This window comes from Psychromonas arctica, from assembly GCF_038155225.1.
GTDB lineage: Bacteria > Pseudomonadota > Gammaproteobacteria > Enterobacterales > Psychromonadaceae > Psychromonas > Psychromonas arctica_B.
Map to the genome: position 1 here is coordinate 1 of NZ_JBAKBA010000429.1, position 210 is coordinate 210.

Consider the following 210-nt stretch of genomic DNA (forward strand, 5'->3'; position numbering starts at 1 on the left):
TTAATTAATCGTTACGGTTTTGTACGTGATTCACATAACTCTTATATTTAAAAAATTATAGGTCGTTTTGCTAACGCATATCTTCACGATGAGATTGATCGTGTTGTCCGTCAACCAATTCGTAAGCTTGGTGAGATCGATCGTTTAGTTAATCCTCTATTAGTTACTATTGAGTAAGCTACTGCGAATAAATGGCGATTACATGCTCAC

1 protein-coding gene is annotated in these 210 nt (G+C 35.2%); it reads left to right on the plus strand.

The window, feature by feature from the left end; genetic code table 11:
• The first annotated feature begins 57 nt into the window (after positions 1 to 57).
• Entirely contained in the window at positions 58 to 177 is a 120-nt protein-coding gene (locus tag V6255_RS19445; RefSeq protein ID WP_425355963.1) for a hypothetical protein, read from the plus strand.
• Positions 178 to 210: the final 33 nt, after the last annotated feature.